Source organism: Zoogloea sp. (genome assembly GCF_041908905.1).
Classification (GTDB): domain Bacteria; phylum Pseudomonadota; class Gammaproteobacteria; order Burkholderiales; family Rhodocyclaceae; genus Zoogloea.
Map to the genome: position 1 here is coordinate 17,385 of NZ_JAYREK010000035.1, position 19,296 is coordinate 36,680.

Here is a 19,296-nt window from a genome sequence, read left to right on the forward strand (position 1 = left end):
CGGCCCGGCCTCAGCCGAGCCAGCGCAGCAGGGTCGAGTAGAGCAGGGTGGGCTCGACGGGCTTGGTCAGGAAGTCGTCCATGCCCGCCTCGAGGCAGATGGCCCGGTCGGCGTTGAACACGTTGGCCGTCATCGCGATGATGGGCACCGGCCCGCAGTCCGGCAGCTGGCGGATCTGCCGGGTGGCGGTGGGGCCGTCCATCTCGGGCATCTGCATGTCCATCAGGATCAGGTCGTAGCGCCGCTGCCCGGCCATCGCGACGGCCTGGGCGCCGTTGTCCGCCTTGTCGACCGCCAGCCCCACGCTGGTGAGCAGCTCCTCGGCCACGATCTGGCTGATCGGCTCGTCTTCGACGAGCAGCACGTGCTTGCCCCGGGCGGCCTCGGCCAGCAGGGCCTCGGTGGTGGCCCGGTCGAGGGGTGCCGGCTGGCTGCCCGGGGTGCAGTCCCTGGCCAGCCGGGCGGTGAACCAGAAGGTGCTGCCCTCGCCGGGGCGGCTCTCCACGCCCACCGCGCCGCCCATCAGCTCCGCCAGCCGCTTGGTGATCGCCAGCCCCAGGCCGGTGCCGCCGAAGGCGCGGGTGGTCGAGCTGTCGGCCTGCTCGAAGGCCTGGAAGATCTTGTCCAGCGCGTCGGGGGCGATGCCGATCCCGCTGTCCCGCACCTCGAAGCGCAGCCGCAGGTGTTCGCCCTCGTCGGCGTCGACCCGCACCGCCAGCGTGACCGAACCCTCCCGCGTGAACTTGATCGCGTTGCCCACGTAGTTGATCAGGGCCTGCTGCAGCCGGGTGGTGTCGCCGAGCACGGGGGGCAGGCCGGGCGCGATCTCGGTGTCGAGTTGCAGGCCCTTCTCGGCGGCCCGGTCGCTCATCATCGCGGCGACGTTGCCGATGAGCTGCGGGATCTCGCAGGGGGTGACGTGCAGGCTCAGCTTGCCGGCCTCGATCTTGGAGAGGTGAAGGATCGAGTCGATGATCTCCAGCAGGTGCTTGCTGGCGGCCTCGATCTTGGCGAGGCGGCAGGCCTGCTCCGGGGTGGCGCCGCTGCGCCGCATCAGATAGGCCATGCCGCTGATCGCGTTGAGCGGGGTGCGGATCTCGTGGCTCATGTTGGCCAGGAAGTTGCTCTTGGCCTCGTTGGCCGCTTCGGCGGCGTTGCGGGCTTCCTCGAGCTGCAGGGTCCGCTCGCGGACCAGTTGTTCCAGGTGCAGGCGGTGGGTCTCGAGCTCCTGCTCCAGGGCCTTGGTGGCGGTCACGTCGGTCACCACGCCGTTCCAGACGATGCCGTGGGCTTCGTCCGGCTCGGGCTCGGCGTCCACACGCAGCCATTTGATCTGCCCGTCGGCGCTGCGGATGCGGTAATCCACCTGCAGCCGCCCCATCGTCTCGGCCGAGCGGGTCAGGGCGTCGAAGAAGGCCGGCTGGTCCGCCGGCAGCTGCAGCGCGCGGATGCTGCCGGAGTCGGACTCCAGCGCCTCGGGGCTGACCCCATAGATGTCCCGCACCGCGGCACTGGCGAAGGGGAAGGCGCCGAAGCCGTTTTCGTGGCGGTGGTACTGGAAGACCATGCCCGGCACGTGGGCCAGGATCTTGCGCACCCGCTCGGTGGCGGCCACCTGGGCCTGCAGCGCCTCCTGATGGACTTGAGCAGGCCGTTGAAGGCGTTGGCGAGCTTGCCGATCTCGTCGTCCCGCTCGACGGGCAGGGCCTGCCGCGGGAGCAGGCCCTGGCGCATCTCGTCGAGCTGCTGGGCCGAGCGCTCCAGCGGCTGCAGCTGCCGGCGCACCCACCACCAGGCGACGAGGCCCGCGAACAGCGTCAGCACCACCGCCGAGACCAGCAGGCGTCGCTGCATCTGGCGGACCACCAGGAAGGCTTCGCTGGTCGGCAGTACCGACTGCATCAGCCAGCCCGTGTCGCCGATCTTGACTGACGACGACAGCTCCTCGACTCCCATCGAGTTGACGGCCACGCCCGACCCTTCGTGGCCGGCGATATAGCGGTCGTAGACCGGATTCACCCCGGCCACCGGCCCGGGCTGGAGCGCCCGGCGCTGATTGGAGGAGGCGATGAAGAGCCGCGCGCGGGCATCGGTGACCATGAAGTCGCCGGTGCGGCCGAAGCGGGCGCTGCTGACCTGATCGAGAAAGTTGGGCTGGTTGAGGTTGGTGACGCCCAGCACCGCGCCCATGAAGCGCCCGTCGGGGCCGCGGATCGGCTGCCCGATGCTGACGATCGCCGCGCCGGTGCGCCGGCCCTGCATCGGCCGGGAGATGATCGGCTGCCGGGCTTCCTTGAGCTCGTTGAAGAAGGGCAGGTCGCCGTAGTGGATGCCGATCCGGTCGTGGAGGCGCGGTGCGCTGGCGATGGCCACGCCGTTCGCGTCGAGCACGATCACCCCCCAGTTGAACAGGGCGTCCAGGCCGGCCTGGGCGTCGAGCAGGTTCTGGCCCGCAAGGCCGTCGGGGGCCCCGTCATCACCCAGGCGCTTGGCCAGCCGGCCGAGGATCGCCTCGCGTTCGTTCACCGAGCGGTGGATTTCGGAGGCGATCAGCGCAACCGTGGAGTGCTGCTGGGCCGAGATGCTCGTCTCCATGTCGGAGCGCAGGGCTTCCCCGAAGAACAGCGTCACGAGCCAGATCGACACGACCGACGCAAACAGGGCGCCGGCGACGAGTCGCGTCCGCAACGATTGCCAGGAAAGGCCTGTCATGGCCGGAGTCTCCTCTTGTAATGGCCGGACGGAGCCTGCCGCCCGTCCGGTCACCCGCACGCCCTGCTCGTGTTACGCAAAAGCCATAGGGCATGCAAGGTTATAGCAAGTGTGCATGGAAAACGAAAATTTCTGCGGAGTGGGCCGGGGCGGTCAGCGGCGGGCCGGAATCCGCCCCACCACCACCGCGCCGATCACGCCGAGCACCACCAGCGCGGCCTGCAGCCCGGGCCGGCCGGCGAAGTGCCAGACGGACAGCCCGACCATCAGCGTCATGCTGCCGATGGCGATCAGCTTGATCTTGACGGGGAGCGAGCGGTGGGCCTCCCAGTCGCGCACCATCGGGCCGAGCAGCGGGTTGCCGACGATGCGCCGGTGCAGGCGCGGCGAGGCCTTGGCGAAGCAGGCGGCGGCGAGCAGCACGAAGGGGGTCGTCGGCAGCCCCGGCAGCACCACCCCGAGCAGGCCGAGGCCGAGGGCCAGCCCCCCGACGCCGATCAGCAGGGCCTTGCGCAGCGCGAGGCTGCGGGAGGTCCGCGGGATGCGCCGCATCACAGCAGCAGGAAGGCCAGCACGGCCACGCCGGTGGGCCCGAGGGCGGCCAGGAAGAGCTTGAGGGGGCTGACGGCCTGCTCCTCGAAGCCTCCCTTGAGGATCGCGATGCCAGCAGGGTTGGGGGCGTTGGCGATGATCGACAGCCCGCCGCCGGTGACCGCGCCGGCCACGATGGCGTATTTGAATTCGTCCGAGACGCCCTGCACCAGCGAGGCCAGGTAGGTGAGGGCGGCGTTGTCGGTGATCGCGGTGAGGCCCGTGGCGATGAAGAACAGCGCGGTGGGCTCGATGCCGGTGAGCAAGGGCTGCAGCCACCACTGCTGCAGTCCGCCGAGCACCACCAGCCCGGCCAGGAAGAAGGCCACCAGCAGGCCCTCGCGCAGGATCAGCGGGTTCTGGTGGCGGCTGTAGGCGGCGGTGTAGCCGAGGAAGAACAGGAACAGGCCCATGAACACCACCGGGTGGTGGGCGAACACTACCACGCCGACCAGGAAGGCCAGGTGGATCGCCGCCACCGCGACGGGCATGGGTTCGCCGCCGGTCTCGCTGCCGCGGCCCTTGCTGGTGAGTTCGCGCCGGAACACCACCGACAGCACGCTGGCGTTGACCAGCACCGCGAGGGCTGCCTTCCAGCCGAAGGTGGCGAACATGAAGGGTGTGTCCCATTGCCAGGGGCCGGCCACCATCAGCACCGGCGGTGCGGCGAAATGGCTGAGGGTGCCGCCGATGGAGATGTTCACGAAGAGGGTGCCCAGGGTGGCGTAGCGCAGCCGGGCGGTCAGGCGCTGGCTGAAGTAGCGGTCACGCAGCATCAGCGCCGAGAGGGTCATGGCGGCCGGTTCGGTGATCACCGAGCCGAGCAGGGGCACCAGCCCGAGGCACAGGAAGAACACCGCCACCGGCCGGGCGTTGGGGAGCAGGCCGGCGAGGCCGTCCACCAGCCGGGTGACGCTGGCGAGGATGGGGCGGCTGGCGGCGATCACCATGATCACGAAGACGAACAGCGGCTCGGTGAAGTTGCGCCCTTCCACGTAGGCCACCGCGGCGTCCTGCCCCGACAGCCAGAACAGCGCGGCGAACAGCACGAAGGCCCAGAAGCCGAAGACCACCTCGACCTCGCCGAGCAGGTGCCACAGGCCGGCGTGGCGTGGCTGCCGGTGGGCCAGGTGATTGAACAGGCCGGTGGAGAAGGTGTGCAGCACGGCGAGGCCGAAGCAGACGGCGGCGATGAGTTCGGGGGGGGTGACGACGGACGACATGGCTGGACTGGATCGGTTCGATGGGTGGGGCCCCGCGTTCGGGCAGGCGCGATTGTGCCAGCCCCGGGGTGCTGGTTCACCCGGGCTGGTCTGTTTCGGACCCCGGGCGGGCGGTGGCGTTCAGGCGCCGGCCGTTTCCCGGTGGGCGGCGAGGCAGCGTTCGAGCTGGGTCTTGGGGGCGGCCTGGATCTTGCGGAGCAGGGCGTGGGAGACCTCGCCCACCCCGTGGCGGGTGCGCAGCTCGCCCTCGAGCCGCAGCAGCAGGCTGGCGGCCATCTCGGCGTCGGCCAGCGCCCGGTGGGAGCGACCGGCCACCGGCAGCCCGGCGAACGCCACCAGTGCGCCGAGCTTGTGGCTGGGGGCGTCGGGCAGCAGCCGCCGGGCCAGCAGCAGCGAGCAGGCGAACTCCTGGCGCCGCTGGCGCGCGACGCGGGCAAGCTCGGCGTCCCAGAAGCGCGTGTCGAAGGCGGCGTTGTGGGCCGCCAGCGGGCAGTCGCCGACGAAGTCGGCCACCGCGCCCATCACCTCGGCGGCCGGCGGGGCCTGCCGGATCATCGCGTTGCTGATGCCGGTGAGGGCTTCGATGTGGGTGGGGATGCGCACCCCGGCGTTCATCAGGCTCTGGTAGCGGTCCACCACCCGGCCGCCCTCCAGGATCACCGCGGCGATCTCGGTTGCCCGGTCGCCCTGGGCCGGCGACAGGCCGGTTGTTTCAAAGTCGATGACGGCGATGCGTTCCACGCTGGTGTTCCCTGCAAGGTTTTCCGGACAGCCCGCCCTTATGCCACAGGAGGCGGCCCTGTGCCAGCCTCGGCTGTGCCCGCGGGGCAGGGGGAAGGCTCGGCGCTGAGGCAAGTGCCCGTGGCGGGATGACCGGGGGAACAGGCTGGCGTGGTGTGGATGGTCTGCCAGGCTCGCGGCACCGGTGCCGACACCGGGCACGGCATGACGCCGCGGAAGGCGCAGACTGCCCGCGCACCGGCATCAACGGGGCGGGAGCGCCGCGGGGGCAGCGAGGCGCCGGCGCGGCACTCGACCGCGGGGCTCAGCGGCGGGCCCTGCACTGCAGCCCGAAGACGCTCAGCAGCGCTGCGCCCAGCAGGGTGAGCGTGCCGGGCTCGGGCACCTTGCCCTGGATGCTGTCCAGCCGGTCGTCGCCGGGGGTGGCGTAGTCGACCAGGGTGTACAGGCGGTCGGTGAGGGCCGTGGCGGGTGTGGCGTTGCCGAGGCCGCCGCGGAACTCGAGCCCCCAGTCGGTGGGCTGGGATTCGAAGAACAGGATGTCGATGGCGTAGAGGCCGGGGGTGGTGAACGCGACGGTGGTGCTCGGGCCGCCGAAGCCGTGGATGCCGTCGTTGTTCAGCACCCGGGTGCCCTGGATGTCCACCGCGCTGCCGTCGTCGGACGGGATGTGGAAGGTCCACACTTCGCCGGCATTCTGCACGCCGAAGAAGCCGGCGAAGCGCATCACGGTGTCGAGTACGTCGTCGGTCAGCACGCTCGGGTTGTCGAGGGTGGCCTGGGCCGTGCTGTCGAGGACCGCGCCGTAGGTCTGATAGACCGAGGTCGAGCCGGTGGCGCCGACCGGATAGTCGATGGTCGTGGCGCGGAAGTTGGCCGTCGCGTAGCCCCCGGCGATGATGGCCTGGGCTTGGGCCAGGGTGTCGGTGCCGGGCGCCACGTTGGCCCACAACTGCCCGGTCAGGCCGTTGCCGGGGGTGGCCGGCAGGGGCTGGTTCGGCGTGCCGAAGGTGTAGGCGGCGGCGAGGGCGTCCACGTTGATCAGCAGGGCGGAAGTCGCGGCCAGGAGGCGCTTTGCTACGGGTTTCATGGGGAGCCTCTCGATCCAGTGCGCTCAGCGGAGGGCCCGGAGGCTCTGCAGCGTGCGGCGGCTCCGGCCGGGGTCAGGTGGTATCGGCCGGTGCGCACCGACGCCCGAGTTTGCGGGCAGCCAGACTGTCGGGCCCTTGTGGCGAAGGCGTCTCTCCTGAAGCAGCGGGCTGGAGCAGGGCTTCCATGCCGTGTTCGTCGTGAAGGGCGGCGATAAAGCCAAGCATCATTCGGGCCGGTTGGTATTTGTTTTTAAAAAATCAAAAGCCTGCCGTACAGATCCGGCGACGTCCGGCCGAATGTGTAAATTTTTTCGACACGGCCCGATGCCCGCAGGCTCAGGGCAGCGTCAGGGTGAGGGTGGGCGGCCGGGGGGCCAGCTGCACGATGCCGGTGAAGCTGGCGAGGGTCTCGCGGACCTGGCTGCGGGCGTGCCACTCGAGCCCCAGGTAAGCGAGCAGGCCGACGAGGGTGAGCACCGCGGCGATGATCCACAGGGGGATCTCGCGCCGGATCGCATTGACGATCTGGTCCGGTGGGGCCCAGTGCGGGGCGAAGCCGGCGGGCTTGCCCTTGAGGTGGGTGATCTGCTCGCCCAGCTGGGCGACGAGGTATTTGAGCTTTTCGGGGCCTTCGAGGAGGTAGCGGCCCTTGAACCCGGTGAGCAGGCACATGTGGAAGACCTCGAGGGCCTGGAGGCGCCGGGCGCCGTCGTTGCGCGCGGCTTCGAGGCGGTCGAAGAAGTGCTCGCCGGCGAGCTGCTCGCCGAACAGGACGAGCTGCAGCGGCCGCCGCTCCCAGCTGCCGCGGATTGGCGTGGAGGCGCCCAGCACGGCTTCGTCGACGGCGGCGCAGAAGGCGTATTTGGCATCGAAGATGTCCTGGCTGACGAAGCCCGCCCGGAGGGCGGCGCGCTCGAAATCGTCGAGCAGGACCTGGATGGAGGCGGAGAAGGCCTCGGCATCGCTCGGCATGCTGTGCCGGTGCAGCAGCGTGAGGAGGTAGAAGCCGTCGTAGAGCAGGTCGACGAGGCTGCGGGGCGGGGTGGGCAGCGGGGCGGCCAGGGGGGTGGCTTCAGGGGAGCCCGGGGCGGGGCCGGCAAACAGGCTGGGGGCGGTCGTCATGGCGTCACGGCGATGAGGTCGAGTTTGAGGTCGGGATAGCTTTCGGGGGTGTAGATCAGCAGCGACTGGGCCTTGAGCATCCGCTCGTAGAGGGGGCCGTGGGCGTCGAGGGCGAAGTAGCAGGCGCCCGGACGCACCGGGATCGCCGCCGGCACCTGGGCCGCGTGGCGCAGCCGCACACCGGCCATCGCCGACAACACCAGCTTCTCGACGTCGTCGGGGGCGCCCAGCTTGAGGCGCAGGGGCACCGACTCGATGATCTCGGACTGGGGCAGGGCGGCCGACACCGACAGGAAGAAGGCCGTGTTGCCGTCGATCTTGTCGGAGTCGAGCCGCCCGGCGTGGAAGCCGGGCTTGGGCTGGGTGAGGGCGATCGCGAAGTAGCGGGTGGAGATCACGGTGTCGAGCAGCTCGCGGATCAGGCCGTCGAGGCGCGCGAAGCAGGGGCCCGGCTGGGCGTGGTCGTAGGCCGGCAGGTCGTCGAGGCCGTAGCCCTTGGAGAAGGTCAGCAGCCCGCCGGCGAGCCGCAGCAGCTCGTGGAACAGCCGCTCCGGCGAGAGGGCCGGGTTGCGCAGCAGGTGGGTGAGGGCGGCGCAGGCGCTGCTGGCGGTGTGCAGCAACCAGAACGAGGCGATGTCGCCCGAGCGGAACTCGATGATGTTCTTGGAGGGCTCGCGGTGCAGGCCGTAGAGCGCATCCACCTTGGCTCCCAGCGCGTCGATCTGGCGGCGCAGCAGGTGGAACAGGGCCGGTGCGCTGTGGATGCACAGGGACGGCGGCACGAAGGCCGGGTCGGCCTCGAAGCCGTTGCTGGCGGTGCGGCGGATGCGCGCGACGGGGAGGGTCTGGTATTCGCCGAGGGGTTCGTGGGCGAGCTTGAGCCGGGTGAGCTTGCTGAGGGTGATGACCTCGGCTTCGGCGGCGTCGGAGAAGAGGTCGAGGCGCTCGCGGGGCACGCGCAGGTAGCGCGCCTGCACCGGGCCATCGCCGGTGTCGGTGCAGTTGTGGCCGTTGAGGTCGAGGTGGCGCACGGCGATGTGGAGTTCGGCACCGCCGTCTTCCGTGACCGCCTCGTCGAGGCGGAAGGGCGGGGGCAGCTGGTCCACGGCGGGGGCGACGAGGGTGTCGCCGTTGGCGAACACGGCGTCGATCCGGGTGACCCGCAGCAGGCCGCTGTGCAGGGCCTCGGGGTCGAGCTCGAGTTCGCGGATGCCCCACGCGAAGGGGTTGGCGGCCAGCTGGGCGCGGCGGCTGCGGGCCTCGGCCCAGGCGTCCTGCTGCTGAAAATGCTGGGGACGGAGGAAGAGCCCTTCGGCCCACAGGGGTTGTGCCGGATTCATGGTGATAGGCCTATCGGTTGCATTGAACGCCCGCCAGCGAGGCCGTCGCGCCCGCGTCGGTGAGCAGGGTGCCGGCGCCGGCCGTCAGGGCGCAGGCATGGGCGCCGACGACGATGCCGCTGTCGGCCGACCTGCGCGCGTCGAAGGCGAGCTTCCAGCGGTCGGCATGGGGCGCCCGGAACAGCCCGGCAACGCCTATCGTGTCGGCCTCGCCGGCGACCTTGACCGCCAGTTCGTAGGATCTGCCGGGTATCAGCACCAGCTCGCGCACCGAGACCAGATCTTCTCCCAGCGCGTCGCGGTCGCCGTCCGGCGGGATCAGGCGGGTGTAGGCGAGCGATTTCAGGCGCTCCGGAGAGCGCAGCGTGTAGACACGCAGCACCAGCGACAGGGGCTGGCCGTTGCGGCTTGTGTTGAGCCGTTCGCCGGCATGGATCTTCAGCGCCACCTCGACCGGCTTACTGCCTTCACCCGCACGCTCCCGCCGCAGGCCGGACACGTCCATCACCTTGTCGAGCGCGGTGCTGGCCGCGCCGACGGCACCCAGCGCCGCACACCCGGACAGCCACGCTGCCAGCGCGGTAGCGCCCACTGCCCGTGCCAGGAAGAGGGTTCTCCGACGGTTGGGTCTATGTTCATAGGTTATGCTTGTTGACTTTATCATGCCATGCCATGGTATTCTTTTGTGACTGAATATTGATTCAGTTCTAATTTAATTGTGCTATGCGGTTTGCGTCAAGGCGGTCGCTTCAAAATCCAGCGGCGATGGCGCGGGTCGTCCACGTGGGAAGAGACTATGCGTACTGTAAAAAATCTCGTTGTTGCCGTCGTCATGGGGATGTCCGGTACCCTGATGGGGTGTGCCGCCAACAATGCGTCCCTCAAGCCCGAGGAGTTCTCCACGGTCTTCGAGCAGTCGTCCCGGTCGGTGGATGCGCTGCTCCAGCAGGGCAACCAGAAGGATGCCCTCAAGCTCCTCGACGACCTCGCGGCCAGGAATCCCGAGCGCAAGGAGCCCTGGGCGCGCAAGGCCCGGGTCCAGTTCGACGCGGGCAACTACGCTCAGGCGATCACCGCGGCCGAAGAAGTGCTGCAGCGGGATCCGGCCGATCGCACCGCCAAGAGCATCCGTGCCGTGGCCGGCCTGCGTGTGGCGACCCAGTCCCTCAACGAACTGCGCAGCGATGTCGAGCTGAAGGGCAACGCGCGCTCCGACGCGATCGGGCTGGTCAAGGTGATGCGCGACACCCTGGGCGAGAGCGTCCTGGTGCCGCCGGTGGCCGCCAAGGCCGAGAACGCCAGCCCGCGGAGCGCCTCGGCGTCCACGCGGGCGTCCCAGGGGCGCGGTCGGGCCGCCCATCGGAAGTCAGCTCCGGCCGGTGAGCCGGCTGCCACGGGGGGCGATCCGTTTGGCGCACTGAAGTAACGCAGCCTCCCGGGCGAACCGGGTTTGATTGTCGGGCGGTCGTCGGGCCTTCGACCGCCGCGGGGTGTCTCGGCCTGAAAATTCTGGAGAACGGGTGTGGCGAAAAAAGATAGCGTGCAGAAACGGCTCGAGAAAGTCCGTCCGCCGCGGGTTCAACTGACCTACGACGTCGAGGTCGGCGATGCGATCGAGATGAAGGAACTGCCCTTCGTGGTGGGTGTGCTGGGTGATTTCGCCGGCCAGTCGCAGCAACCCCAGGGCAAGGTACGCGACCGCAAGTTCGTCAACGTCGACATGGACAACTTCGACGACGTCATGGGTGCGCTGGCGCCCCGGGCCGCCTTCCGGGTGAAGAACCGCCTGGGAGCCGACGGGGGCGAGCTGGGGGTCGATCTCACCTTCCGGGAGTTCGACGATTTCCGCCCGGAGGCGGTCGTCCGGCAGGTCGAGCCCCTGCGCAAGCTGCAGGAGGCGCGGGCCAAGCTCGCCGACCTGCGCAACAAGCTGGCGGGCAACGAAAAACTCGAAGACCTGCTGGGCGAAGTGCTGGCCAGCACGGAGGCGCTCAGGGCCGAGGCCGCCATCTCGCCGGAAGGGAGCGGGCAATGAGCGTCGAACACGCCACCGCCGTCGCGCCCGCCGCGCAGGCCGTCCTGGGAGGCGGGCTGCTCGACCGGATCGTCGAGGAGAGTCGCGTCGCCCAGTCCGAGCAGGAGAAGTCGCGGGCCCGGGACATCATCGGCGAGCTGGTCAGCCAGGTTCTCGAAGGCGAGGTCGTCGTCTCCGGGAACCTGGCGGCCTCCATCGATGCCCGGGTTGCCGAGCTCGACCGCTTGATCTCCGAACAGCTCAGCGAGATCATCCACGCCCCCGAATTCCAGGCTCTGGAGAGCGCCTGGACGGGCCTGCATTACCTCTGCCGCCAGACCTCGACCGGCGCCCACCTCAAGATCAAGCTGCTCAATGCCGGCAAGCGCGAACTGGTCAAGGACTTCAAGTCGGCCATCGATTTCGACCAGAGCGCCCTGTTCAAGAAAGTCTACGAAGAAGAGTTCGGCACCTTCGGCGGTGCGCCTTTCGGAGCCCTGATCGGCCAGTTCGAGATCAGCCGGCAGCCCGAAGACATGTATTTCATCGACCAGATGTCCCATGTCGCGGCGGCGGCCCACGCGCCCTTCATCACCGCCGCGGCACCGCAGCTCTTCGGCCTGGAGTCCTTCCTCGAACTCGGCAAGCCGCGGGACATGGGCAAGGTCTTCGATACCGTCGAGTACGCCAAGTGGAAGTCCTTCCGGGAGTCCGAGGACGCGCGTTACGTGGGCCTGGCCCTGCCGCGCTTCCTCGGCCGCCTGCCCTACAACCCCCTCGATGGCCTGCCGACCGAAGGTTTCAACTTTGTCGAGGAGGTCGACGGCTCGGACCACGGCCGCTACCTGTGGTGCAACGCAGCCTTCGCACTGGCCGCCCGCCTCACCGACGCCTTCGACAACTACGGCTGGTGTGCGGCGATCCGCGGGGTCGAAGGTGGCGGTCTGGTCGCCGACCTGCCGACCCACACCTTCCGCACCGACGACGGTGAGGTCGCCCTCAAGTGCCCCACCGAAGTCTCGATCACCGACCGGCGCGAGAAGGAACTCAGCGATCTGGGCTTCATCCCGCTGGTGCATTGCAAGAACACCGACTACGCGGCCTTCTTTGGCGCCCAGTCGGCCCAGCGCCCCCGCAAGTACGACAGCGACGCGGCCAACGCCAACGCGGCGCTGTCGGCCCAGCTCCAGTACATGTTTGCCGTGTCGCGGATCGCCCACTACATGAAGGCCATGATGCGCGACAAGATCGGCAGCTTTGCCAGCCCGGCTGGCATCCAGGCCTATCTGCAGCGCTGGATCGACAAGTTCGTCACCACCGACGACTCGGCCTCCCAGGAGACCAAGGCCGAGTTCCCGCTCCGCGAGGCCTCGATCGAGGTCAGCGAAGTCCCGGGGCGGCCCGGCGTGTATCGCGCGGTCTCCTTCATCCGGCCCCATTTCCAGCTCGACGAGTTGTCGGTGTCCCTGCGGCTCGTGGCCGAACTGCCGTCCGGCAAGAACTGAGCACCCCAAGTTAAAGGAGGAATCACCAAATGAAGGACATCTACGTCGAGTTCAAGGGCAGCGACATCAAGGGCGACTCCCGCGATGCCAAGCACAAGGACACCGTCGAGGTGTACAGCTGGAGCCACACGATGCGCCAGCCCAAGTCGGCCACCGCCTCGGCCGCCGGTGGCCACACCGCCGAGCGCGTCGAGCATGGCGAGATGGTGTTCACCAAGGACATCGATGGGGCCAGCCCCAAGCTCTACCAGGCCTGTTCGTCGGGGCTGGTGGTCAATGACGTGATCATTTATTTCTATCGGGCCCTCGGCGGCCGCAACACCACCGGCAATCCCTCGTCCAACCAGACCCGCCACCAGTACCTGAAGATCGAGTTGAAGAACGTCATCATCGCCTCGGTGTCGCCGACGGTTAGCGAAGAGGGGATCCCCAAGGAAACCTTCTCGCTCAAGTACTCGGCGGTCAAGTGGACCTACGACGAACTCAACATCGACGGCAGCAAGTCCGGCAAGGTCAACATCCAGGGTGCCTGGAACCTCGCCAAGAACACGCCCAATCTGACCTGAGCGCCTGTCCGGCCTGAAAAAGCACACGCCGCGCCCACGACATCCTTCCGCTGCCGTCATGATAAAAGGGTTCGAGCCCTCCCTGTTCGACAAGCTTTTCGATGATCCGCCCCTGGCGGCCGTGCGTCGAAGGCTGTCCCTGGAGCAGCTGAAGGATTCCGTGGCGCGGGATCTGGAGGCCCTGCTCAATACCCGTGTCGTCTTCGACCCGGCGTTGGCGCAGGAATACCCCCGGGCCCAGGCGTCGGTCGTCGGTTTCGGCCTTGCCGACTTTGCTGGCCTGAGCCTCGCCAGCGTGCATGATCGCCAGCGCATCTGCACCGGCATCGAGCAGGCCGTCGCGGTCCACGAACCACGCCTGCGCGAGGTGCGGGTCGAACTCGAACTCCACCGCCAGGCCATCAATGCACTCCATTTTTCGATCCGGGCCGTGCTGGTGGTGAACCCGGCCCAGGAGCCGGTGGCCTTCGACGCCTTGCTGCAGCCCACCAGCCTGCAGTACTCGGTCAGCCGTAAGCGGCGTCCGGCGGTGGCCTCATGAAAGATCTGCTGCCCTACTACGAGCGGGAGCTAGCTTTCCTGCGCGCCCACTCCCGGGAGTTTGCCGAGCGCTATCCCAAGCTGGCGGCCCAGTTGCTGCTGTCCGGCGAGGGCTGCGACGACCCCCACGTGGAGCGGATGATCGAGTCCTTCGCGTTGATGACCGCCCGGGTCTCCAAAAAAATCGAGGACTCCTACCCGCAATTCACCGAGGCCTTGCTCAATGTCCTCTATCCCCACTATCTGAGGCCCTTCCCCAGCTGCTCGATCGCCCACTTCGAATCACCCGCCGATGCACCCTCGTCTGCGGTGATGCTGCCGCGTGGCACTGAGCTGCATTCCCGTCCGATCAGGGGCGCGGTCTGCAAGTTCCGGACGGCCTGGGATGTCCGCATCGTGCCGCTTGCCATCGACGGGCTCGTCTTCGATCCTCTCGCAACGGCGCCTTCTGGCGTGCGTCTGCCTGTCGGCTGTCAGGCGCTCCTCAGCCTCTCGCTGGCACTGCGGGATGGCGAAGGGCAGGCTGGCTTGGGCGCCAGCGGCCGCCTCCGCATATATATGGATGCGGAGCCGTCGGTTGCTGCGGCGCTGCGGGATGCGCTCTTCCTCAATTGCCTGAAGATCTTTGCCGAAGGCGGTGATGGCCGTTGGCAGCCGCTCCGCGAAGGTGTGCTCGGCGAGGTGGGCTTTGCGCCCGACGAGGCTCTCATCGAGATGCCGGAGGCCGCTCACGGGGCCTACCGCCATCTGACCGAGTACTTCTGCTTTCCCGAGAAATTCAATTTTTTCGATCTTGACTGCGGTGTGTTGCCGTTGGATCTGCACGGCCAGCGGCGCCTGCGCATCCATTTTGCCCTGGGCAGGCTGCGCGTCGATGGCGACGCCTCGCGCCTGCTGCAGACACTCGGCCCGCAGAATCTGAGGCTGGGCTGTGTGCCGGTGGTCAATCTCTTCCGCCAGCGGGGCGACCCGATCCGCGTCACCCAGCGGGCGGTCGCGTATCCCGTGGTAGCCGATGGCCGGCGGGCCTTTGCCTACGAGGTCTATTCCATCGACAGCGTGAAGCGGGTGCGCCAGAGCGCTCAGGGGGAGACCATCACCGAGTTCCGGCCTTTCTTCTCGCTCCGTCACGGCGAGACGCCGGAGCGCGACGCCTTCTACTGGTTTGCCCAGCGCGATGGGCTGCTGGCTGAGAGCAGCCCGGGCTATGAAACCTCGATCTCCATCGTCGACGCCGGCTTTGAGCCTGCGGCGCCCTCCGCCGATGTGCTCAGCCTGCAGCTCAGCTGCACCAACCGCGCGTTGCCCACCTTGATGGCCGTCGGCGCGCCATCCGGGGATCTCTTCATTGAAGGTGGCTCCACGGTCCGTAGCATCCGCCTGCTGCGCAAGCCGACCCAGCCCTGGCGTTTCGAGCACCAGGGGGACGGTCAGTGGCGGCTCATCTCACATCTTGCCCTCAATCATCTCTCCCTTACGGGCAGCGGCCTCGCCGCCTTTCAGGAGATGCTTGCGCTCTACGACCTGCCGCGCAGCGCGACGACACGTCGGCAGATCGAGGGCCTGAAGGCCATCGAGCGTCGCGAGCAGACCGTCTGGATGCCCGGCAAGCCCTTTGCGTGCTTCGTGCGCGGGCTCGAACTGCGGTTGACGATCGAGGAGTCCGGCTTCGTTGGCAGTGGGCTGCACGCCTTCGTCCGCTGCATCGACCATTTTCTGGGGCTTTACGCCGGCCTCAACAGCTTCACGCAGCTGGTGCTCGTGTCCGGGCGTACCGGGGAGGAACTGATTCGATGCGCGCCCCGCAGCGGCAACTCGACGCTGGCCTGATCGCCGACACCCGGCAGGCTCCCGCGCGTTACGAGTTCTTTCAGCTCGTGCGCCTGTACGAGCTGGCCTTCCGCGGGGCGGGGGAGGATGCGGTGTCCGAGCGAATCCGCTTCCGCAGCACCCTCCGTCTGGGTTTTGCCCCCAGCCAGGTGGATGGGATCACCACCCACCATGGCCCCGATGGTGCCGCGCTCGAACAGGTCGAGATCACGCCCGGTTTCATGGGCATGTTCGGCGTCCATGGCGCCCTGCCCATGCACTACACCGAGCAGGCCATCGTCCGCGAACGCCACCTTCAGGACACCGCCGGGCGGGCGTTTCTCGACCTCTTCACCAACCGCTCGGTGGGCCATTTCTACCGGGCCTGGAAGAAATACCGGCTGCCCGTCCACTATGAGCTCGACCGGCACAATCGCTTCCTGCCCTTGCTGTTGTCCCTCGCCGGGCTGGGGTTTGAAGGCCTGCGCAACCGTCTCAACACCGCGCCCGGGGCGATCGACGACGAATCCATCGCCCATCTGGTCGGGCTGTTGCGTCAGCGGCCCGTCTCGGCCGAGGCCCTGCAGCGGGTGCTGGCCAGTTATTTCCAGGTTCCCGTCGAGGTCGAGCAGTTCGTCGGCCGCTGGTATGCGCTGCCGTCGGCCCAGCGCGCCCGACTCGGCCGTGGTTCGCTGTCCCTCGGCCATGACGCCCTGCTCGGTGAGCGGGTCTGGCAGTGCAACCTGCGCATCCGGATCCGCATCGGGCCACTGTCCCGGGCGCGCTACCTGGCCTTCCTGCCCCGGGGCGAGCTGGCCGCCGCCCTCGGCAAGCTGCTTTTTCTCGCAACGGGCGGGCAGTTGGAGCACGAGATCCGCCCGATGCTGCGGGCGGCCGACGTCGTGCCTTGCGTACTCGGCCGCGCCAGTGGCTGCCGACTCGGCCACGACAGCTTCTTGCTGACACGCCCCTCCGCCGCCGACCGCGGCGACCTCGCCTACCTGGCTTCTATTACCGACTGAACCCCCGCCCCGAGGACGTGACCCGATGAGCAATTCTCTCAAGACCCTGATCAGCAAACTCAACGACACCTGCCGTCGGGCTGCAGAGCGGGCCGCGGGCTTGTGCATGGCCCGGGGCAACTACGAGGTCGATCTCGAGCACCTGCTGCTGGCCCTGCTGGAAAACGAGGGCTGCGACCTGTCGCGCATCCTGCACCGCTGTGCGGTCAGCGCGAGCGGCGTGGAGCGCGAATTGAACACCGAGATCGATCGCTTCAAGACCGGCAACACCCGCACGCCCGTCTTTTCGGCCCACATCCCCAGGCTCTTCGAGCAGGCCTGGCTGATCGCCTCGCTGGATGCCCGGCTGCCCCGCATCCGCTCCGGTCACCTGCTGCTGGCCCTGCTCACGGCGCCGGAGCTCGCCCAGCTTGCCTCCCGTGGGTCCAGGCTGCTTGCCGGGCTCCCCGTTGCCGAACTCCGGCATCGCTTCGACGACCTCACCGCGGGTTCCGCCGAGGCTGTGGAGCCGGTCGGCGCGGTCGCTCCACCCGAGCACAGCGATCCGCTCATTGCCGCCCAGCCCGCCGCTGCGCGTTCGCCGGCCCTCGACCAGTTCACGACCCACCTCACCCAGCGCGCCCGTGACGGCAAGCTGGATCCGGTGATCGGCCGTGACGGCGAGATCCGTCAGCTCATCGACATCCTGCTGCGGCGGCGCCAGAACAATCCGATCCTCACCGGTGAGGCTGGGGTCGGCAAGACGGCCGTGGTCGAGGGCCTCGCGCTGCGCATCGCTGCCGGCGACGTTCCCGAGTCACTGGTGGCGGTCGAACTGCATGTGCTCGACATGGGGCTGTTGCAGGCGGGGGCGAGCGTGAAGGGCGAGTTCGAGAACCGCCTCAAGAACGTCATCGACGAAGTCCGCCAGAGTCCGCGGCCCATCATCCTGTTCATCGACGAGGCCCACACCCTGATCGGTGCCGGGGGCCAGGCGGGCCAGAACGACGCAGCCAACCTGCTCAAGCCGGCGCTGGCCCGGGGTGAGCTGCGCACCATCGCCGCAACCACCTGGGCCGAGTACAAAAAATACTTCGAGAAGGATGCCGCGCTGGCCCGCCGCTTCCAGGTGGTCAAGGTCGATGAGCCCAGCGAACCCCTGGCCGCGGCGATGCTGCGCGGGATGGTGCCATTGATGGAGGCCCACTTCGGCATCCGCATCCTGGACGAAGCCGTCACCGAGGCGGTGCGCCTCTCCAGCCGCTACATCAGTGGTCGTCAGCTGCCCGACAAGGCAGTCGGCGTGCTCGACACCGCCTGTGCCCGGGTGGCTCTCGGTCAGCGCGCGACGCCCGCTTCCATCGACGAGATCGCCAAACGCATCCTCCGCGATCGCGCCGAGCTGGCGGCCCTCGAAAGGGAGGCTGCGAGTGGTCCGTGCCACGACACCCGGATCGCCGAGCTGCGTGCCCGGCTTGTCACGCAGGAGGCGGAGCTGGAGGCACTGCAGGCCCGTTTCGTAGCCGAAAAGGCCCTCGTCAGCCGCATCCTGGCCTTGCGCGGGGCCGTCGCGTCCGAGGTGGCGGAGGTGGCGGATCTGCCAAAGATCAGGGGGCGCGCTCGCAAGCCCCCTGTCGGCGAGGCCGCCAGTGCGCTCGAAAAGGCCCTCGTCAGCCTGCGCGAACTCCAGGGTGAGACGCCCATGGTGCCGCTGCAGGTGGACGCCCACGTGGTTGCCGAGATCGTCGCCGCCTGGACAGGCATTCCCCTGGGCAAGATGGTCAAGGACGAGATCCGCACCGTGCTCGGTCTCAAGCCCCTGCTGCAGGCACGGGTGATTGGCCAGGATCACGCCCTGGAGGCCATCGCCCAGCGGGTGCGCACGTCGCGCGCCAACCTCGAAGACCCCGACAAGCCGAAGGGGGTCTTCCTTTTCGTCGGGCCCTCAGGTGTCGGCAAGACCGAAACCGCGCTGGCCCTCGCCGACATCCTCTACGGCGGGGAGCGCAAGCTGGTCACCATCAACATGAGCGAATATCAGGAGGCGCACAGTGTCTCGGGTCTCAAGGGTTCCCCGCCGGGCTACGTGGGCTACGGGGAGGGCGGCGTGCTGACCGAAGCGGTCCGCCGCAACCCCTACAGCGTGGTGCTCCTCGATGAGGTCGAGAAGGCGCATCCAGATGTGCTCGAGCTGTTCTTCCAGGTTTTCGACAAGGGTGTTCTCGACGACGCCGAAGGGCGTGAGATCGACTTCCGGAACACCCTCATCCTCCTTACCAGCAACGTGGGCTCGAGCCAGATCATGCAGGCCTGCCTCAACCGGCCAAGGGATCAGCTCCCCGCCGCCGATGCCCTCACCGACGCGCTGCGCCCGGTGCTGTATAAGTCCTTCAAGCCGGCCTTCCTCGGTCGAATGCAGGTGGTGCCCTTCTATCCGATCCCGGACGAGGTGCTGGCGCGCATCATCGAACTCAAGCTCGGTCGCATCCGCGAGCGGATTGCTGCCCACCACAAGGCCGACTTCAGCTGGAATGCGGGGCTGGTCGAGGCCGTACTCGCTCGTTGCACCGAAGTCGACTCCGGGGCCCGTAATGTTGACCACATCCTCAACGGCACGCTGCTACCCGAGATCGCCGCCGAAGTGCTCGGCAGGATGGCTGAAGGCGAGGCCGTGCGGCAAGTCAGGGTCACGACTGGCAGGAAAGGCGATTTCAGGTATGCCATCAAGTGAATGCCATCGCCCGGCATGTCACCATGACTCGGCTCCCTCAAGATTCCTTCCACCTGCGGAAGTCGCGAAGGGCCACGAGGGCGCTGATGAGATTTTTTCGTTTAATCCCCTTGACGGGTTCCGATAGTTCTTTATAATGCGCGCTCTCTTGCTGCAGCGCACTGATGTCCGGGGCGTGGTGGCGGGGAGGTAGCAGCAGGGCCGGTTGGTTGTAGCGTTCTGGCCTCAGGTTTTGCGAGATGCTGAAATAAATTTTCTCGCGATGCTTGACAGGGTTTTTGATCTCTGTATAATGCGCACCTCTTCGCTG

The 19,296-nt window shown here is 68.1% G+C and carries 18 protein-coding genes; 8 read left to right on the forward strand and 10 right to left on the reverse strand.

From position 1 onward, the window contains the following. Window positions 1-10 precede the first annotated feature (10 nt). From ACE3OU_RS15215 to tssJ, 9 genes are all read right to left on the reverse strand, one after another. Window positions 11-1,504: an ATP-binding protein gene (locus tag ACE3OU_RS15215; RefSeq protein WP_374242417.1), complete on the reverse strand. Its 1,494-nt coding sequence runs from the start codon at window positions 1,502-1,504 to the stop codon at window positions 11-13. After that, complete coding sequence (locus ACE3OU_RS15220; protein WP_374242400.1) at window positions 1,399-2,712, reverse strand: sensor histidine kinase; 1,314 nt, start codon at window positions 2,710-2,712, stop codon at window positions 1,399-1,401. The genes ACE3OU_RS15215 and ACE3OU_RS15220 overlap by 106 nt, the downstream gene beginning before the upstream one ends. Window positions 2,713-2,865: 153 nt before the next feature. Next, a complete protein-coding gene (locus ACE3OU_RS15225) occupies window positions 2,866-3,264 on the reverse strand; it encodes a YbaN family protein (protein ID WP_374242401.1) in 399 nt (132 codons plus the stop codon). Then, window positions 3,264-4,526, reverse strand: coding sequence for a putative Na+/H+ antiporter (locus ACE3OU_RS15230; RefSeq protein ID WP_374242402.1), 1,263 nt, complete (start codon window positions 4,524-4,526; stop codon window positions 3,264-3,266). The genes ACE3OU_RS15225 and ACE3OU_RS15230 overlap by 1 nt, the downstream gene beginning before the upstream one ends. Before the next feature lie 120 nt (window positions 4,527-4,646). Next, window positions 4,647-5,267, reverse strand: a complete 621-nt coding sequence (locus tag ACE3OU_RS15235; protein WP_374242403.1) for a PolC-type DNA polymerase III — start codon at window positions 5,265-5,267, stop codon at window positions 4,647-4,649. Between the two features lie 304 nt (window positions 5,268-5,571). Then, the gene (locus ACE3OU_RS15240) at window positions 5,572-6,357 is read right to left on the reverse strand and encodes a PEP-CTERM sorting domain-containing protein (RefSeq protein WP_374242404.1); all 786 of its coding nucleotides are present in this window, start codon (window positions 6,355-6,357) and stop codon (window positions 5,572-5,574) included. A gap of 337 nt (window positions 6,358-6,694) precedes the next feature. After that, window positions 6,695-7,480 carry a type IVB secretion system protein IcmH/DotU gene (gene icmH, locus ACE3OU_RS15245; protein WP_374242405.1) on the reverse strand — a complete coding sequence of 262 codons (786 nt, stop codon included), beginning with the start codon at window positions 7,478-7,480 and terminating at the stop codon, window positions 6,695-6,697. Beyond that, the gene (gene tssK / locus ACE3OU_RS15250; RefSeq protein WP_374242406.1) at window positions 7,477-8,820 is read right to left on the reverse strand and encodes a type VI secretion system baseplate subunit TssK; all 1,344 of its coding nucleotides are present in this window, start codon (window positions 8,818-8,820) and stop codon (window positions 7,477-7,479) included. Before tssK ends, icmH begins: the two co-directional genes overlap by 4 nt. A 10-nt stretch (window positions 8,821-8,830) precedes the next feature. Next, window positions 8,831-9,412 carry a type VI secretion system lipoprotein TssJ gene (gene tssJ / locus ACE3OU_RS15255; RefSeq protein ID WP_374242407.1) on the reverse strand — a complete coding sequence of 194 codons (582 nt, stop codon included), beginning with the start codon at window positions 9,410-9,412 and terminating at the stop codon, window positions 8,831-8,833. 204 nt (window positions 9,413-9,616) lie between these two features. Between tssJ and ACE3OU_RS15260 the strand changes: the two genes are divergently transcribed. The 8 genes from ACE3OU_RS15260 (at window position 9,617) to tssH (ending at window position 18,986) form a co-directional block, all read left to right on the forward strand. Continuing rightward, window positions 9,617-10,246, forward strand: coding sequence for a tetratricopeptide repeat protein (locus ACE3OU_RS15260; RefSeq protein ID WP_374242408.1), 630 nt, complete (start codon window positions 9,617-9,619; stop codon window positions 10,244-10,246). Window positions 10,247-10,342: 96 nt separating this feature from the next. Continuing rightward, entirely contained in the window at window positions 10,343-10,855 is a 513-nt protein-coding gene (gene tssB, locus ACE3OU_RS15265; RefSeq protein WP_374242409.1) for a type VI secretion system contractile sheath small subunit, read from the forward strand. Beyond that, window positions 10,852-12,339 (forward strand): type VI secretion system contractile sheath large subunit, encoded by a 1,488-nt coding sequence (gene tssC, locus ACE3OU_RS15270; RefSeq protein ID WP_374242410.1) that lies wholly within the window; start codon window positions 10,852-10,854, stop codon window positions 12,337-12,339. The genes tssB and tssC overlap by 4 nt, the downstream gene beginning before the upstream one ends. A gap of 29 nt (window positions 12,340-12,368) precedes the next feature. Then, window positions 12,369-12,905, forward strand: coding sequence for an Hcp family type VI secretion system effector (locus ACE3OU_RS15275; RefSeq protein ID WP_374242411.1), 537 nt, complete (start codon window positions 12,369-12,371; stop codon window positions 12,903-12,905). 58 nt (window positions 12,906-12,963) lie between these two features. Continuing rightward, window positions 12,964-13,446: a type VI secretion system baseplate subunit TssE gene (tssE, locus tag ACE3OU_RS15280; RefSeq protein ID WP_374242412.1), complete on the forward strand. Its 483-nt coding sequence runs from the start codon at window positions 12,964-12,966 to the stop codon at window positions 13,444-13,446. Beyond that, window positions 13,443-15,275, forward strand: coding sequence for a type VI secretion system baseplate subunit TssF (gene tssF / locus ACE3OU_RS15285; protein ID WP_374242413.1), 1,833 nt, complete (start codon window positions 13,443-13,445; stop codon window positions 15,273-15,275). The genes tssE and tssF overlap by 4 nt, the downstream gene beginning before the upstream one ends. Then, entirely contained in the window at window positions 15,239-16,276 is a 1,038-nt protein-coding gene (tssG, locus tag ACE3OU_RS15290; RefSeq protein ID WP_374242414.1) for a type VI secretion system baseplate subunit TssG, read from the forward strand. The genes tssF and tssG overlap by 37 nt, the downstream gene beginning before the upstream one ends. Window positions 16,277-16,301: 25 nt before the next feature. Next, window positions 16,302-18,986, forward strand: a complete 2,685-nt coding sequence (gene tssH / locus ACE3OU_RS15295; RefSeq protein WP_374242415.1) for a type VI secretion system ATPase TssH — start codon at window positions 16,302-16,304, stop codon at window positions 18,984-18,986. Window positions 18,987-19,023: 37 nt separating this feature from the next. Here the strand turns inward: tssH and ACE3OU_RS15300 are convergent. Further along, window positions 19,024-19,296 (reverse strand): hypothetical protein (locus tag ACE3OU_RS15300; RefSeq protein WP_374242416.1); only part of this gene is annotated, 273 nt, incomplete at its 5' end.

Coding starts and splice junctions, on each gene's coding strand:
- ACE3OU_RS15275 (WP_374242411.1), top strand. CDS start 12,369: ATGAAGGACATCTACGTCGAGTTCAAGGGCAGCGACATCAAGGGCGAC.
- tssG (WP_374242414.1), top strand. CDS start 15,239: ATGCGCGCCCCGCAGCGGCAACTCGACGCTGGCCTGATCGCCGACACC.
- icmH (WP_374242405.1), bottom strand. CDS start 7,480: ATGACGACCGCCCCCAGCCTGTTTGCCGGCCCCGCCCCGGGCTCCCCT.
- tssK (WP_374242406.1), bottom strand. CDS start 8,820: ATGAATCCGGCACAACCCCTGTGGGCCGAAGGGCTCTTCCTCCGTCCC.
- tssC (WP_374242410.1), top strand. CDS start 10,852: ATGAGCGTCGAACACGCCACCGCCGTCGCGCCCGCCGCGCAGGCCGTC.
- tssE (WP_374242412.1), top strand. CDS start 12,964: ATGATAAAAGGGTTCGAGCCCTCCCTGTTCGACAAGCTTTTCGATGAT.
- ACE3OU_RS15225 (WP_374242401.1), bottom strand. CDS start 3,264: ATGCGGCGCATCCCGCGGACCTCCCGCAGCCTCGCGCTGCGCAAGGCC.
- tssF (WP_374242413.1), top strand. CDS start 13,443: ATGAAAGATCTGCTGCCCTACTACGAGCGGGAGCTAGCTTTCCTGCGC.
- ACE3OU_RS15220 (WP_374242400.1), bottom strand. CDS start 2,712: ATGACAGGCCTTTCCTGGCAATCGTTGCGGACGCGACTCGTCGCCGGC.
- ACE3OU_RS15260 (WP_374242408.1), top strand. CDS start 9,617: ATGCGTACTGTAAAAAATCTCGTTGTTGCCGTCGTCATGGGGATGTCC.
- tssH (WP_374242415.1), top strand. CDS start 16,302: ATGAGCAATTCTCTCAAGACCCTGATCAGCAAACTCAACGACACCTGC.
- ACE3OU_RS15230 (WP_374242402.1), bottom strand. CDS start 4,526: ATGTCGTCCGTCGTCACCCCCCCCGAACTCATCGCCGCCGTCTGCTTC.
- ACE3OU_RS15240 (WP_374242404.1), bottom strand. CDS start 6,357: ATGAAACCCGTAGCAAAGCGCCTCCTGGCCGCGACTTCCGCCCTGCTG.